Here is a 15,449-nt window from a genome sequence, read left to right as displayed (position 1 = left end):
TTGACCCCGAGGACGAACGCGATGACCGAACCGAGTGGACGGCCGGGCGGACCCACCCCCCTGAGCCGTGCGATGGACACGATCCGACAGCTCAAGGCCCAACTCGCCCAGGAGAGGGGCGACCAGCCCGTCGCCGTCGTCGGCGCGGGGATGCGCCTGCCCGGCGGCGTCCGCGATCTGGACGGCCTCTGGGACCTGGTGAGCAGCGGCCGGGACGCCGTGGGCCCCGTGCCCGCGTCCCGCAGGGCCCCCTTCGCCGACGGCTGGGACGCCACCGTCGACCGGGCCGGGTTCCTGGACGGGGTCCTGGACTTCGACGCGGGCTTCTTCGGGATCAGCCCCCGCGAGTCCCGCGCTATGGACCCCCAGCACAGGCTGCTGCTGGAGGTCGCCTGGGAGGCGCTCGAACACGCCGCGCTGCCGCCCGACCGGCTGGCCGGCTCCCGCGCGGGTGTCTACGTGGGCGTCACCGGCAGCCAGGAGGACTACCGCGACTGGAGCGGCGACGAGGCCGACGCCTACTGGTCCACCGGCAGCGGCCACTGCTTCGCCGCGGGGCGCGTCTCCTACGCTCTGGGCCTGACCGGACCGGCGATCGCCGTGGACACCGCGTGCTCCTCCTCCCTGGTCGCGATGCACCAGGCCGCGCAGGCGCTGCGCACCGGTGAGTGCGACGTCGCCTTGGCGGGAGGCGTCAGCGTCATCATGTCACCGCGTTCGACCCGCACCATCCAGCAGACCGGATCACTGGCCCCTGACGGCCGGTGCAAGGCCTTCGACGCCCGTGCCAACGGCTTCGGCCGCGGCGAGGGCTGCGGTGTGGTGGTGCTCAAGCGGCTGGACCGCGCGGTGGCCGACGGCGACCGCGTCCTGGCCGTGCTGCGCGGCTCCGCCGTCAACCAGGACGGCCGGTCCACCGGCTTCACCGCGCCCAACGTCCTCGCCCAGGTCGACGTCATCCGCAGGGCCCTGGCCAACGCGGGCCTGGCCCCCGCCGACATCGGTATGGTCGAGACGCACGGCACCGGCACCTCCCTGGGAGACCCCATCGAGATGGAGGCGATCGCCGAGGCCCTGGCCCGCCCCAACGGCGGCGCACCGCTGCGGGTGGGCGCGCTCAAGAACAACATCGGCCACCTGGAGGCCGCGGCGGGCGTGGCCGGAGTGCTCAAGGCCATCGCCTGCCTGCACCACGGCGAGGTCGCCCCCCTGGCCAACTTCACCACCCTCAACCCCCGCGTCGACGTGGAGGGCACCGGCATCGTCCTTCCCACCGAGACCCTGCCCTGGGACGGTGGCACCGGTGCGTACGCCGGGATCAGTTCCTTCGGCATGTCGGGCACCAACGCCCACGTCATCGTCGGCCCGTCCGAACCGGACAGGGAGCTGCCCGAGGCCCCCGAGCGCGTTCCCGGGTTCGAACTGGCCGCCGCCACCACCGAGGCCCTGCGCGACATGGCCGCCGCCCTGGTCGCCGAGGTACCCGAGGACCAGGCCGGGTACGCCGCCTTCGCCTACACCCTGACCGAGGGCAGGTTCCGCCACCGGGTGCGCGCCCGCGTACGCGCCACCGACCCGGCCCGGGCCGCGGCGGCCCTGCGGGCGGTCTCCGAGGGGCGGGACTCGGAGCTGGTGGAGATCGTCGACGACCTCCGGAGCGAGGCCGCCCCCGAGTTCATCGGCCTGCCCCGCGACGTGGCCGAGCTGCCCCCCTACCCCTGGAGGCGCGAACGGCACGCGCCCGCGGCCGTCCCCGCCCCCGTGAGGGCGTCCGAGCCGCCCGGGGAGGGAACGGCCGTGCCCGCGTACAGCCTGCGCTGGCGTGAGGCCGGTCACAGCGACGGCGGCGACCACACCGGGCGTACGCTCGTCCTCGCGGGCGACGACACCGCCACCCTGTACGAGATCCTCGCCGCCGCCAGCGAACGCGGCCTCACAGGCAGGGTCCTCGGCCCGGCCGGGAACGGCCAGCTTCCCCCGGGATGGAGCAACGACCCCATGCCCGGGACCGGGCCGGTCACCCTGGTCCTCGCCCACACCGCCCGGCCCCTGCCAGAGGCCCCCGACACCGATCGCGACATCGCCCACGAGGGCGCGCTGCTGTGCGCCGCCGTCACGGAGGAGGTCCGGGACCTGGCCGCGCGGGGCGTGCCCGGCGACCGAGCCCATGTCGTCACCCGGGCCAGCCGCCGCGTCACCGGGACCGAGAGCGTCGTCGCCGGACCGCACGGCCTCCTCAACGGGCTCGCGGCCTCCCTCTGCCTCGAACTGGGCGGGGTCTGGGGCGGGACCGTCGACCTGCCGGCCGTCTCCGCCCCCGCTGACGCCCGGGCCCTGGTGGACCTGGTCCTGGACGCCCCGGGCGAGGACACCGCGGCCGTCCGCGACGGCGTCGCCCTCGTGCCCCGGCTGGTGGCCGCATCCGAGGACTACACCCCGCGACTGCCGGTCCGCCCCGACTCCACCTACCTGGTCACCGGCGGCCTCGGCGGAGTCGGCCGTGCCGTCACCGAGGACCTCGTCCGACGCGGCGCCCGCCACCTGCTGCTCCTGGGCCGCCGCCCGGGCGACGAACTCGGCGCCGCCGCCGTCGACCTCCTGGACAGGCTCAGCCGCGACGGAGTCGAGGCCTCCTACCTCGCCGCCGACTGCGACGACCCGTCGGTCATCGCCCGTGCCGGGGAGGCCCTGCGGCTCATGCCCGCCCTGGGCGGCGTCGTGCACTGCGCGGGCAGCCTGCCCCGGTGCTCGGTGGAGCGGATCGGAGCCGAGGACTTCGCCGCGGCCCTGCGCGGCAAGTACTCCGGCACCTGGTGGCTGTCCCTGCTCAGCCGCGACCACGACCCGGACTTCTTCCTCCTGACCTCCTCGGCCTCCGCCCAGTGGGGCAGCGACGGATACGCCGCCTACGCCGCAGCCAACGCCGGAATCGACGCCCTCGCCGCCCACCGGGCCGCCGCCGGGCTGCCCGCCGTGAGCCTGGCCTTCGGACTCTGGGGGCTGGACGGTATGGCCGGCGGGGAGGCTCGCGCCGCCCTGGCCGCGACCGGGCTCAGCGACATCACCCCCGCCCGGGGCGTCGCGTCCCTGACCGCCCGGGGCCCCGGCGGCGACCCCCACCTGCTCGTCTGCCCCGTGGAGTGGGACCGCTTCACCCGGGTCATGGCCGCCCGCCGCGAACGCCCCCTCTTCGACGAGGTCGCGCCCGCCCGCGCTCAGGAGGACGGGACCCCGGCGGAGGCCGCGTCCCGCATCATGGCCGTACCCGAACGCGCCCGCGTCGACGAGGCGCGGCGCTACACCGCCGCCGTCCTGGCCGACGTCCTCGGCCACGCCGACGCCAAGGCGCTGCGTACCGACACCGGGTTCTATGACCTGGGGATGGACTCGGTGATGGCGGTCGACCTCGTCCAGAGGCTGTCCGCCGAACTCGGCGTGACCGTGGAGATCTCCGAGGTGTTCGACCACGCCACGATCGACCGGCTCGCCGCCCACCTGTACGGGCGGATCAGCGGAGACGGCGCCGAACCCGCCACGCCCCGGGCACCGGCCCCGCGCGCCGCCGTACGCGCCGACGGCGGACGGGAGGACACGGCGCCGACCGCCGCGCCCGGCAGCGAGCCCATCGCCGTCGTGGGCATGGCCGGCCGCTTCCCGGGCGCCGACGACACCGGACAGCTGTGGGACCTGCTCAGCCGGGGCCGTGACGCGACCGCGCCCATCCCCGCGCACCGCTGGGAGGGTGCGGAGTTCGCCCAGGACGCCCTCACCACCGACCGGGGCGGCTTCCTCACCGACATCGCAGGGTTCGACGCCCCGTTCTTCGGCATCCCCGCCCGCGAGGCCCAGAGCATGGACCCGCAGCACCGGCTGCTGCTCCAGTCCGCGTGGCACGCCCTGGAGGACGCGGGCACCGCCCCGTCCTCGCTGGAGGGCACCCGAACCGGAGTCATTGTGGGACTGTCCAACTCCGACTACGCCCGCCTCCTGGAACGCGGAGGCCCCGACGGGGTGGACGCCTACTTCGGAACCGGTACCGCGCTCAACGCCGCCGCCGGGCGCATCTCCTACCTGCTCGGCCTCAACGGACCCGCGTTCGCCGTCGACACCGCATGCTCCTCCTCCCTGGTCGCCCTGCACCTGGCCATCAGGTCGCTGCGCACCGGCGAGTCCGACCGGATGATCGTCGGCGGAGCCAACGTCATCACCGATCCGACCTGCACCGTCGCCACCAGCCGCGCCCACATGCTCGCCCCCGACGGCCGGTGCAAGACCTTCTCCGCCGACGCCGACGGGTTCGGCCGGGCCGAGGGGTGCGGCGCCGTGGTCCTCAGGCGGCTCTCCGAGGCCCAACGGGACGGCGACCGGATCCTGGCCGTGCTGCGCGGCAGCGCCGTCAACCAGGACGGCGCCTCCACCGGCCTGACCGCGCCCAGCGGAAGGGCCCAGGAGGCCGTGATCAGCGCGGCGCTGGACGACGCCGGGGTCAGCGGAGCCGACGTCGACTACCTGGAGGCGCACGGTACCGGGACCTCACTGGGCGACCCCATCGAGGTCGAGGCCGCGTGGAACGTCCTGGGACGCGACCGGGACGCCGACCGTCCGCTGCTGCTCGGCTCCGTCAAGAGCAACATCGGCCACGCCGAGTCCGCCTCCGGCATGGCGGCCCTGTTCAAGACCGTCCTGGCGCTGCGCGAGGGCACGATCCCGTCCAGCCTGCACTGCGCCGAACCCAACCCGCACGTGCCGTGGGACCGGATGAACGCGCGCGTGGTCACCGAGCCGACCGACTGGCGTGCGGGCTCCCGGCCGCGCATGGCGGGGGTGTCCGGGTTCGGGTTCAGCGGCACCAACGCCCACCTGATCGTGGAGGAGGCGCCGACCGCCCCGAAGGCGGACCCGGCCGGGTCCGCCCGGGTGGTGCTGCCCCTGTCGGCGCACGACACCGACGGTCTCGACCGCCTTGTCGGCGCCTGGCAGGACCGCCTGGCCACCGCCGCCGACGACGAGGTCCCCGCCCTGGCCGCCGTCGCCGGAGCCGGACGCGCCCACCTGCCGGTCCGCCGCGCCGTCCTCGGTACCGGCGCCGCCGGACTGCGCGATGCCCTGTCCCAGCCCCACCGGGGCCGTGCCGCCGACCGGGCGCCCCGCGTGGCGTTCCTGTTCTCCGGACAGGGCAGCCAGTACTTCGGCATGGGCCGCGAGCTGTACGGGACCGAGCCGGTGTTCGCCGACGTCGTCGACCGCTGCGACGAGGTCCTGGACGGCTCCCTCGGCGCCTCGCTCACCGAGCTGATGTTCGGCTCCGCCGATCCCGGCCTCATCGACCAGACCCGTGTCACCCAGCCCGCGCTCGTCGCGCTGGAACTGGCCCTGGCCGCCCTCTGGGAGTCCTGGGGTGTGCGGGCGGTCGCGGTCATGGGACACAGCGTCGGCGAGGTCGCCGCCGCCGTGCACGCCGGGGTGCTCGGCCTGGAGGACGGGATGCGCCTCATCCGCACCCGCGCCGAGCTCATGCAGGCCACCGAGCCCGGCGCCATGCTCTCGGTCACGCTCCCCGCCGACCGCGTCCGGGAACTGGTCGAGGGCACCGCCCTGGACGTGGCCGCCGTCAACGGCCCGGAGTCGGTCGTGGTCGCCGGCGCCCCCGACGAGGTGAGGGCCTTCGCCGAGCAGGTCGTGCGCACGGGAGCCAAGGCCCGCGCGCTCACCGTCTCGCACGCCTTCCACTCCCGCCTCATGGAGCCGATGCTCGACGACTTCGCCGAGGCCCTGGCCCCGATGGACTTCGCCCGGCCCCGGATCCCCATCGTCGCCAACGTCACCGGCGACCTGGCCGGGCCCGACCAGTACACCTCCGAGTACTGGCGCCGGCACGTGCGCCGACCGGTCCTGTTCCACGAGGGCGTTCGCGCCCTCGCGTCCCAGGACGTGGACGCCTACCTGGAACTCGGCCCCGGGCGTACGCTCCTCGGCCTGGTCCGGGCCGCGGACACGTCCGACGGCCCTCCCGCCCTGGTGGCGTCGATGCGCCGGGGCACGGACGAGCGCGCCGCGCTGCTCGGCGCCGCCGCCGAACTCTACGAGCTCGGCCAGGACCTCGACTGGCGCGTCGTCCAGTCCGCCGACCGCACCCGCGCGGAGGGCGCCCCGCTCTACCCCTTCGACACCACCCCGCACTGGACCGCAGTCGAAGGGACGCCGGCACGCTCCGACGGGAACGCGTCCGAGGGGGCACGGCACTGGGGCGAGGAGATGCGCTCACCGGCCCTCACCGGGCGGGCCTTCGCCTTCCACCGGTCCGCGGACTTTCCCCGCTACCTCACCGACCACCGCCTCTACGGGACGGTCGTGACACCGGCCGCCTCCCACCTGGCCACCACGCTGTCCGCCCTGGCCGGGGGCGGCAAACCCCTGGCCCTGACCGACCTGCTGTGCCCGCGCGCCCTGGTCATCGCAGACCACGAGCGCTACGACGCCCAGCTCATGGTCGGCGAGGGCGAGCGGCCCGCGCTCAGCGTACAGAGCCTGGCCGACGGCCGAGGGGACACCTGGCAGGAGCACGTGTCGGCGCGGATCACCACCGACGAGGACGCACCCGCGCCCGAGCGTCCCGACATCGCCGCGTTCACCGCCGGGGCCGAGCGCCACATCGACGGAGAGGGCTTCTACACCTACTTCCGCGACCTCGGCTACACCCTCGGCCCCTCGTTCAAGTGGATCGACGGAATCTGGATCCGCGGCGAGGAGGCGCTGGTGCGCTACCGTCGCCCCGAACTGCCCGACGACCCCGCCGACTACGAGCTCTACCCGGGCCTGATCGACTCCTGCTTCCAGAGCATCGCCGGGTTCATGGTCGACACCCGCGCCGAGGAGGCGCCCTCGCTGGCGATCCCCTTCGCCGCGGACCGGTTGCTCTTCCCCTCCCGGGCCCGCCCCGGCGCCGAGCTGTGGGGCCACGTGCGTGTGGGCGAGGCCGCCGAGCTGCCCAACGGACGGCTCCGGGTCGAGGTCGCCGACCTGCACATGTTCACCGACGACGGTGACACCCTCATGGCCGCCGACCGCTTCCGTGTCCGCCACGCGCCCCGGGAGGTACTCCAGCGCGGCCTGCGCGGCGACCACCTGCACACCGTCGAGTGGCGGACCGACGGGGCCGACGCGGTCCCCGCGCCGGGCACCACCGCCACGGTCCTGACCAGGTCCGGTGCCGGGAGCGGCCTGGTGCAGGCCCTGACCGCGGCCGGGATCGCCGCCACCGCCGACGCCGACGGTGGCGGCCTGGACGGCGAACTGGTCGTCGACGCCCGGTTCGCCCACCTCTCCGACACCTCGGCCGAGGCGTGCCTGGCCGCCGTCCTCGATCTGGCCGCCACACTGCGCCAGGCCCCCTCGGGCACGACCTACGCGGTCCTGGCCGACGGAGCCGACGACCAGGCACCGGTACGGGAGGCCCTGTGGGGCATGCTCACCTCTCTGGAGGCCGAGGACGCCGGCCGGCGCCTGCTCCGGGTCGCCCTCGCCGACGGAGCCGGGCCCGCGGAGGCGGCGGCAGCCCTGGCCGCGCGCCTGGACGCGCCCACCGGCACCCGCCTGAGGGTCACCCCCGACGGCGTCCGCACCGCGCGGCTCGCCACCAGGGACGCCGATCCAGAGGCCACCGTCGCCGACGGCGGGAGCGCACTGGTCACCGGAGGCCTGGGCGCACTGGGCCTGAGCACGGCCCGCTGGCTGGCCGGGCGCGGTGTCGGGGACATCACCCTCATGGCGCGTTCCGCACCCGGCGAGGCGGCCCGCGCGGTCATCGACCGCCTCACCGCGGAGGGCACCACCGTCCGCGTGGTCCCGGGCAGTGTCACCGACCCCGGAGACTGCGCCCGCGCGGTGGCCGCAGCGACTACCGACGGCCCCCTGCACTACGTGTTCCACCTGGCCGGGACCACCCGGGACGGAGCCTTCCACCAGTTGGACGAGGACGCCTTCCGCGGGGTCTTCGCCGCCAAGGCCGGGGGCGCGGACCGGGTCATCGAGGCGGTCTCCGGACAGCCGTTGCGCTCCCTGGTCCTGTTCTCCTCGGTGTCCTCGGTCCTGGGCGCGGCAGGACAGGCCAACTACGCCGCCGCCAACGGTTACCTCAACGGCCTGGCCGCGGCGCTGCGCGCACGCGGGGTTCCCGCGACCGCGGTGGCCTGGGGCCCCTGGGAGCCGGAGGGCAGGGGCGGCCTGGCGGCCGAGGACCAGGCGCGTGCCGCCGCCGAGCGCGCCGGACTGCGACCGCTCACCGACCAGGACGCCTGGCCCGTTCTGGCGGCCGCCGTCCGAGGGGACACCGCCGCGGTGGTGGCCGTCGCCGCGGACTTCGCCCGCTACGCCGAACGCCTGGGCTCCCACCCTGCGGCCCGCCTGGTCGACGAACTGGTCGGAACCGGGGCAGCGGGAACGGGCGGGCCCGACGACGGACCCGAGCGCGGATGGCTGCGCGCCCGCACCGACGGAACCGACGGCGAGGACCGCCTCGAACTCCTGCGCGACGCCGTCCGGGAGGCGGCGGGCGAGGTCATGGGCTCCTCCGGCACCGTCGCCGACCAGGACGGCTTCGCCGACCTCGGTATGGACTCGATCATGGTCATCGACCTGCGCGGGCGCCTGTCCCACGCGCTCGACCTCGACCTGCCCTCCACCGTCGGCCTCGACCACCCCACCGTCGAGGCGATGGCCCGCCACCTCGACCAGCAGCTGCCCGGCGCGGCCCCCGCACCCGGGCGGCCCGCTCCCCCCACCGACGCACCGACCGGGGACCTGTCCGGACTGAGTACAGAGGACCTCGTCGCGGCCGCCCGCGCCGAGCTGATGAGCGAAGAGTGAGGAAGACCGTGGAAGAGAACGATCTGCGCAGCCTCGTGGAGGAACAGCTCGCACTCACCCGGAGGCTCAAGGACCAGATACGCGAGCTCAAGGAGCGGGACAGGGCCCCGCTGGCCGTCGTCGGCACCGGCCTGCGCCTGCCCGGGGGCCTCACCACCCCCGACGGCTACTGGGACTTCCTGAACGGCCGGGGCAACGCCGCCCGCGAGTTCCCCGAGGACCGGGTCGGACTGCGCTCCGTGTACGACCCGCGCCCGGACCGGCCCGGCACCTCCTACGTGTCCAAGGCGGCCCTGCTGGACGACCCCGCCGGGTTCGACGCCGCGTTCTTCGGGATCTCCCGGCGCGAGGCCGAGGCCCTCGACCCGCAGCAGCGCCTGATGCTGGAGGTCTCCTGGGAGGCCATGGAACGGGCCGGAATCGCGATCCGGCGCGGCGAGCGGCGCGACGCGGGCGTCTTCGTCGGCATCATGGCCGCCGAGTACACCGACCGTCTCACACGCGGTGCCGACCTGGAGGGCATCGACCCCTACTACGGCACCGGCGGCGGCCACGCCTTCGCGGCCGGACGCGTCTCCTACGCCCTGGGCCTGTCCGGACCCGCGGTGAGCGTGGACACCGCCTGCTCCTCCTCCCTGGTGGCTCTGCACTACGCCGCGCGGAGCCTGCGCCGGGGCGAGTGCCGCTACGCCCTGGTCGGAGGAGCCAACGCCATCTTCTCCCCGGAGCTGATGGTCTCGCTGTGCCGGAGCCGGGCCCTGGCCCCCGACGGCCGCAGCAAGCCCTTCCTGGCCAACGCCGACGGCTACGGCCGGGGCGAGGGCGTGGGCGCCCTGGTCCTGATGCGCCTGGACGAGGCCGAACGGGAGGGCCGCCCCGTACTGGCGGTGCTGCGCGGCAGCGCGGTCAACCACGACGGTGCCTCCTCCGGGCTGACCGTGCCCAACGGCCCCGCCCAGCAGGAGGTCATCCGCGCCGCCCTGGCCGACTCCGGGCTGCGCCCCGAGGAGGTCTCCTACGTCGAGGCGCACGGCACCGGCACCTCCCTGGGCGACCCCATCGAGGCGGGCGCGCTCCAGGAGGTCTACGGCAGGGCCGACCGGGACGAACCGCTGCTGGTGGGCAGCGTCAAGGCCCGCCTGGGCCACCTGGAGGCGGCCTCCGGGGTGGCCGCGCTGATCAAACTCGTCCTCATGCTCCGCAACGGCGCCGTCCCCGCGGCCCGCGGGCCCGAGGACGGTCCCCTCAACCCGCACATCCCCTGGGACGGAGTGAACCTGGACGTGCCCGACCGGCCCCGCCCCTGGCCGACCTGCACGCCCGTCGCCGGGGCCAGCGCCTTCGGGCTGAGCGGCACCAACGCACACGCCCTGTTGTCCGCGCCGGATCCCCGCCCGCACGACCCCGCGCTCCAGCCCGACCGCCGTGAGCTGGTCACCGTCTCGGCCCGCGACCGCGCCGCGCTGACCGAACTCGTCGACCGTGTCAGCGACCACCTGACCGGGAGCAAGCACCTGGCCTCGGCCTGCCACACACTGCGCTGCGGCCGTGCCGACTTCGCCCACAGGGTCGCCGCCACCGGCGCCGGGGCCGACGAGCTGGTCGCCAACCTGCGCGCCGCGCTGGCGGCCGGACGGCCCGGCGACACCGTGGGGCGTACGGTGGCCCTGCGGCTGACCCAGGACACGGCCGCCCTCGCCGAGGCCGTGCGCTCCCTGGCCTCGGCGCTGCCCGGACTGGTCCCCGGCGACGGATCCGGCGCAGACCCGGCCACCGCGCTGAGCTCGGCCCTCACCGGCCTGGGCCTGCGCACGGTCGCCGAACCGGCCGACGCCCTCGAGCACGCCGCCGCCCTGGAGTGGAACGGCCGCGAGTACCCGCTGCTGGCCACCGGATCCGACACCCGCGCCGCCGTCTTCCTCGACGCCCTGGCCGCCCTGTACACCGCCGGAGCCGACCTGGACCTGGCGGCGCTTCGTCCCCCGGGTACACCGTTCGACCCCGACGTGCCCACCTACGCCTTCCAGAGGCGGCGCTACTGGATCGACGAGCCCCGGCCCGGTACGGCGTCCGGGACGGCACAGGCGGGGGAGGAGGCCCCCGGCGCCGGGGGCGGCGCCGACCGCGGCGAGATCACCTCCTTCCTCTCCGCCGAGCTCGCCACGGTCCTGCGGGCCGAGGACGCGGTCGACCCCTCCAGCGGCTTCCTGGAGGTGGGCGGCGACTCCTTCACCGCGATGACGCTGCTCACCAGTGCCGAACAGCGCTTCGGGTGCGAGCTTCCGCTGGACGGACTCGACGTCGATGCGACCGTCGGCGCGCTGGTGGAGGACTTGGCCGACCGCATCGTGGAGGCCGTGAAGGCCCCGTCCGGACAGGAGCAGGCCGCGTGACGACTCCCTTCACACGCCCCCGCGAACCGCGGGACGCCGTCCTGCGCCTGTTCGTGTTCCACCACGCCGGAGGGTCGGCGGCCAGCTTCTTCCCCCTCGCACGCGAACTGCCAGAGGACTGGGAGCCGGTCCTGTACGACCTGCCCGGCCACGGCCGCCGCCGCTCCGAGGACCCGCTGGGCGACATACCGCGGATGGTCGGGCGGGCGGTCGCCGAGCTGGAGGGGGAGCCCGGCGGGCCGTTCGCCCTGTTCGGACACAGCCTCGGCGCGGTCGTCGCCTTCGAGGCGGCGCGGGCCCTCACCGCACGGGGCCGCCCGCCCCTGTGGCTGGGCGTCTCCGGCCGGACCGCGCCCGGCCTCCGGGCCCGCGAGGCCCGGGGCCTCCACGAGCTCGACGACGCCGCCCTGCTCGCCTCCCTGAACTCCGTGGGCGGGGGGATGCCGGACCGTGTCGCCGAGGTCCCCGAGTTCCGCCAGCGCTTCCTGCGGCTGGTCCGCGCCGACCTGGGCGCGGTCGGCGCCTACCGCCCGGATCCCGGCCGCGCGCCCCTGACCTGCCCGGTGACGGCCTACGTGGGTGACACCGACCCGTGGGCGCCACCCGAGGCCGTGGCCGCCTGGCGTGACGAGACCAGCGCCGGCTTCACACGGCGCACCCTGCCGGGAGGGCACTTCTACTTCGTCGACCACGGGCCGGACCGTCTGGCCCGCGCACTGGTCACCGATATCCGAGCCGCCGCCCTGGAGTCCGTCGGCCGGGCCTGAAACCGCGTCCGGCCGCGTACCGCGCGGAGCCGCACCAACGGAGGAAGCACCGATGCACGTCATAGAGACCCGCCAGACCATCGACGCCACACCCGAGCAGGTGTGGGAGGCCCTGTCGGACCTGCCACGCTTCCGGGAGTGGAACCCCCTCATCGTCGAGGTCCGGGGAAGGGCCGCCGTGGGTGAGCGCATCTCGTTCCGGATGGTCCTGCCCGACGGGGGCAAGAGCAGCCACAACCCGGTGATCACCGAGGTCGTCCCCGGCCGCACGCTGTGCTGGGAGGGAACCGTCGGGGCCGCATGGCTGGCCCGCGCCGTACACGAGTTCCGCCTCGAACCCTCTGACGAGGGGACCGCCCTGGTCCACAAGGAGACCTTCACCGGGCTCCTGGTTCCCCTGGTCAAGGGCACCCTGAAGCGCACCGAGCAGGGCTTCCACGACATGAACCGCGCGCTGAAGGAGTTGGTGGAGTCCCGCGCCGCCGCGAACGACTGACGCGCACCCGCAACGACCGGCCCGTACCCGCGCGGGGCCCGCCGCCGCGCGGGGTACGGCGGCGTCCCGCCGGGAAACGGTTCAGCGCACCATGTCGCGGTCCCGGGGGAGGACGTCCGCGATCCGCTGCCGCTCGGTGATGTCGAACTTGCGGTAGATCCGGGTCAGGTGCTGCTCCACGGTGCTGACCGTGATGTGCAGGCTGGACGAGATCTGCCGGTTCGTCAGCCCCTTGGCGGCGAGCACCGCCACCCGGGACTCCGCCCTGGTCAGCTCGGGCGCGTCCGGTCGCGGTCCGAGTCGGGTACCCGGTTCCGGAGCGGGGACGGGGCCCGGCACGCCGCGTTCTCCGGTCATCGGCACGCTGTGCTCGGCCAGGGAGCGACGCGCCCTCTCACGCAGGCACACGGCCTCCGCACCGTCGTTCAGGACCTCGCGCGTGTCGGCCAGGTCCAGGCGCGCTCGCGACGCCTCCAGCGCGTCGGGGGCGCGGTCCAGCAGGTGGACCGCCTCCTCCAGCACCGGTACCCGCTCTTCGGGCGGCAGGACGGCGGCCAGGTCCCGAAGGACGACGCCCCGCGTGCGCGGGCGGCCGTGGGCGGCCAGCGCCTCCTGCTCCACCACCAGCCTCCGGGCCGCCCCGAGCTCCCCGAGCCGCAGGTGGGCCCGGGCAGTACCACCCCGCCACGGCACCAGGGACGGGGTGTCCATCTCCCACCTCGTCATCAGCTCTCCGCAGACGGAGAAGTCGGCCAGAGCGCACTGGGCCCGCCCCTCGTTGAGGTGGTGCTGGCCGCGCGCGTACAAGTAGTGCAGGCCGTAACGGGAACGGAAGACCTCCGCGGTCACGGGCTCGGCCAGGACACGGGCCGCCTCCCGCCGGTCACCGGTGGCCTCGGCGACCAGGAGCAGGTCGCCCAGCGGCAGGCCGGCCACCACGCCCCAACCCGGCATGGACAGTGTCGACAGGGCGGCCTTCGCATGGTGCCGGGCGACGCCCAGGTCACCGGTCCGCAGCGCGACGTGGGCACGCAGCATGTGGGCCTGGCCGAGCCAGAGTGGGGACCGGTCCGGCATGTCGATGAGCGACTCGCTCCAGTACACGGCCTGGTCGAGCCGGTCGGTGTAGACCAGCGCGGAGAGCGCCGCGGACACCGCCTCCACCATGTGCTCGCCGAGCCCGGCGTTGGTCAGGACCTCCTCCGCCCTGTCCGTCGCACAGCGGTCGTCCGTCCCAGCCAGGGCGGTGGTCAGCGACTCGGCTCCGCTGAGCCGCAGTATCGGTGTGGCGATGCTCGGGGCGTCGTGTGTTTCCCCGGCCCTCCGGGGCTCGGGGACGAGGGCGGCCACCTCCGGGTGGGTGGTCGCGCACACCGCCCGGGTGATGCGCGCCTCGACCGAGGCGTCCGGAGCGGAGTCACCGCGCACGGACTCCGGCAGGCCGCGCAGTACCCTCTCCGCCTCCACGCGGTGCCCCGCCCACAGCAGTCCGCGCAGCAGCGCGTACAGCTCGCACGCGGGGAGCCGGCCGGCGAGGGCGTCGCCGGTGAGCCGCAACAGGTGACGGGTCGAGGCCTCGGGGTCCACCCGCCACAGCGTCGCGGCCAGCGCCACCGCGATCCTGGGCTTGGTCTCCTCGTCGGTGCAAAACGCCGAGGCGGAGCTGAGGCAGTCGATCGCGAACGCGATGTCCCCGCCCGTCATGGCCTGTTCGGCGGCCGCGCACAGGAGCGGGACCGCCCACGGGTCGCTCACGCGGTCGGCGGCACGCAGGTGGCGCGCCACGCGGGCGGCCGGCGCGCCGTTCTCGTACAGCAGCCGAGCGCACCACAGGTGTGTCCCGGCCCGCTCGTCGGGCCCCATCAGGTCCAGCACGGCGGCCTGCGCCTCGGGGTGGCGGAAGCCGTCCGAGCCCAGGAGCCCCGCCGTTCGGAGCCGGTGCAGCGTGTCCTCCGCCTTCCGCCAGCGGGTCAGGACGCGGGGGAGCGGCTCGCCACGCGCCTCCGTCTCACCCATGACCGCGAGGACCTTGGCCAGCTCCGTCGCCGAGGGCCCGTGGCGGCGCAGGTACTCGATGAAGGCGACACGGTAGGACTCATCCGGCCGGAACCTGGTCGGGGCGCCGTACCGGGGCGTGCGCCGTGCGGTACCGAGGTGGTCCTCCAGTACGGCCCTCACCAGGCCGGGCACGCCTCCGGTGATCCGCACCAGGTCGGCCACGGCCTCGTCACCCACTTCGGTGAAGTATCCGGACAGGAGCTCCCGCACATCCGCGGTGACCAGCGGCGCGAGCCGGATCCGGGTGCTCTGCGGAAGCAGCGCCAGTTCGGCGAGGTGCTCGGCGACGCCCTCGCGTGAGGGCGACCGCTCGGTGATGACCGCCATGAGAGGCACCCGGCGCAGGCGCCGCAGGACGTACAACAGGCAGCGGACGGAGGGGACGTCGGCCAGATGGGCGTCGTCGACGTGCACGGTGAGGGGCGCGTCCGAGGCAGTGAGCCTCAGTTCCCGGCACAACTCCTCCAACCTGGGGACCAGCCAGGGGGGCAGACCGTCCTGGAGGGACTCCGAGGTCCGCCTCGCCTCGGGAACGGCGGGGGACAGCCCGACCGCGACCATGATCTGATTGAGGAGGCCGAGCGGCAGGTCCTGCTCGCCGCGTACCCCGCTGACGGGGATGTGCGTGCCGCCCGAGGCCGTCACGTGGCCCACGAAGTCGTCCAACAGCGCTGACTTGCCGGAGGCCGTGGGCCCCGTGATGCGGACGATCTGGCCCCTGCCCCTCACGCACTCGGCGTAGAGACTCCGGATGAGGGCGCGTTCGTGCTCACGCTGGACAAGATGCATCGGCTCCTCGTTCGCTCTTGGACGTCCTGATTCTAGGAAGGAACCCAACGCACCATAAGGACTCGGTGTTTCTGCACGGTG

5 protein-coding genes are annotated in these 15,449 nt (G+C 74.8%); 4 read left to right on the top strand and 1 reads right to left on the bottom strand.

Annotation, left to right across the window (positions count from 1 at the left end; genetic code table 11):
- Positions 1-21: 21 nt before the first annotated feature.
- From A6A08_RS25290 to A6A08_RS25275, 4 genes are read left to right on the top strand one after another with little or no spacing between them, the layout of a single operon-like run.
- On the top strand, positions 22-8,865 hold the full coding sequence (locus tag A6A08_RS25290; RefSeq protein ID WP_083609275.1) for a type I polyketide synthase: 8,844 nt from the start codon (positions 22-24) through the stop codon (positions 8,863-8,865).
- Positions 8,866-8,873: 8 nt separating this feature from the next.
- Positions 8,874-11,258: a beta-ketoacyl synthase N-terminal-like domain-containing protein gene (locus tag A6A08_RS25285; protein ID WP_073705255.1), complete on the top strand. Its 2,385-nt coding sequence runs from the start codon at positions 8,874-8,876 to the stop codon at positions 11,256-11,258.
- Complete coding sequence (locus A6A08_RS25280; protein ID WP_073705152.1) at positions 11,255-12,025, top strand: thioesterase II family protein; 771 nt, start codon at positions 11,255-11,257, stop codon at positions 12,023-12,025. The genes A6A08_RS25285 and A6A08_RS25280 overlap by 4 nt, the downstream gene beginning before the upstream one ends.
- Positions 12,026-12,077: 52 nt before the next feature.
- Positions 12,078-12,521, top strand: coding sequence for an SRPBCC domain-containing protein (locus A6A08_RS25275; protein WP_073705151.1), 444 nt, complete (start codon positions 12,078-12,080; stop codon positions 12,519-12,521).
- A gap of 81 nt (positions 12,522-12,602) precedes the next feature.
- Here A6A08_RS25275 and A6A08_RS25270 read toward each other — a convergent pair whose 3' ends face one another.
- Positions 12,603-15,368 (bottom strand): LuxR family transcriptional regulator, encoded by a 2,766-nt coding sequence (locus tag A6A08_RS25270; RefSeq protein WP_073705150.1) that lies wholly within the window; start codon positions 15,366-15,368, stop codon positions 12,603-12,605.
- Positions 15,369-15,449 lie beyond the last annotated feature (81 nt).

The organism is Nocardiopsis sp. TSRI0078, from assembly GCF_001905145.1.
In the GTDB taxonomy this organism is placed as follows: domain Bacteria; phylum Actinomycetota; class Actinomycetes; order Streptosporangiales; family Streptosporangiaceae; genus Nocardiopsis.
Note: the sequence above shows the minus strand (reverse complement) of the source record. Positions and strands in the feature narration are given on the sequence as shown.

Coding starts and splice junctions, on each gene's coding strand:
- A6A08_RS25290 (WP_083609275.1), top strand. CDS start 22: ATGACCGAACCGAGTGGACGGCCGGGCGGACCCACCCCCCTGAGCCGT.
- A6A08_RS25275 (WP_073705151.1), top strand. CDS start 12,078: ATGCACGTCATAGAGACCCGCCAGACCATCGACGCCACACCCGAGCAG.
- A6A08_RS25270 (WP_073705150.1), bottom strand. CDS start 15,368: ATGCATCTTGTCCAGCGTGAGCACGAACGCGCCCTCATCCGGAGTCTC.